This window comes from Bacillus sanguinis (genome assembly GCF_018332475.1).
Lineage (GTDB): Bacteria > Bacillota > Bacilli > Bacillales > Bacillaceae_G > Bacillus_A > Bacillus_A sanguinis.
The window spans coordinates 1-937 of sequence record NZ_BOQB01000572.1 but is presented as its reverse complement, the minus strand read 5'-3'; the positions used below and the strand labels follow the sequence as shown (position 1 = coordinate 937).

1 protein-coding gene is annotated in these 937 nt (G+C 31.5%); it reads right to left on the bottom strand.

The features are described 5' to 3' along the window. Positions 1-20: 20 nt before the first annotated feature. On the bottom strand, positions 21-872 hold the full coding sequence (locus KI369_RS28645; RefSeq protein WP_046959538.1) for a Cof-type HAD-IIB family hydrolase: 852 nt from the start codon (positions 870-872) through the stop codon (positions 21-23). Between the last annotated feature and the right edge of the window lie 65 nt (positions 873-937).

Below are 937 nucleotides of genomic sequence, written 5' to 3'. Positions count from 1 at the left end.
ATTCTTTTTTTCTTTTTATATTACATTACATATTTATATAAAGCATGTGCAACACCGTGTTCTTCATTTGATAAAGTTTCGTATTTACACATTGCTTTTATTTCTTCGACTGCGTTCCCCATTGCAATTGATATGTTTGCTTTTTCCATCATGGATACATCGTTTAGCCCATCACCTATCGCTACAGTATTTTCAACCGGAATATTCAGATGTTCTGCTAAAGTATATAAGCCATTTCCTTTTTGAGCATCTCGATGATTAATTTCTAAGTTATGCCAATATGAAGATGTAATTGCTAAATCAGTATTATGCAGAAACGCTGCTTTTAACTTTTTTAATTTTTCTATGTCATAAGAAAATGGTAAAAGCTTATGCACATGTATATCAGTTTCTACAATTGATTTACAACTTTCTGCACTATGAAATGCTGTATGTTCAAGATATAAAGCTGCGATCGTTTCTAATTCTTTCAAGTCAAAATTTTCTTTTGAATTCTTCACATACTCGATTTCATTACGTACACTCTCTACTCCATAATCCGGTACATACACACCTTTATCAGTATAGAGCTGATAATATAAGCCATTCTCTTCAAGATATTCTACAATCTCAAGTGCTTGCATATTTTGAATTGGATATCTCTTCATCATTTTTTTATCTTTATATATAAGCGCACCATTTTCCGCAATAATTGGACACTCTAAATTAACTTCTAATAACAATCTTTCAATGTCGACGATAGAACGTCCTGTACAAATTGCTACAACGTGGCCTGCTTCCTGACATTTTCGAATCGCTTCTGCATTCTCTTTACTAATCATTTTATTTCCCGAAAGAAGAGTTCCATCTAAATCAATTGCAATTAATTTCATTATTTCTTCACCACTTTCTATATATACACGAATTTATATTAAACGAAAGGTATCGTTTTCATACT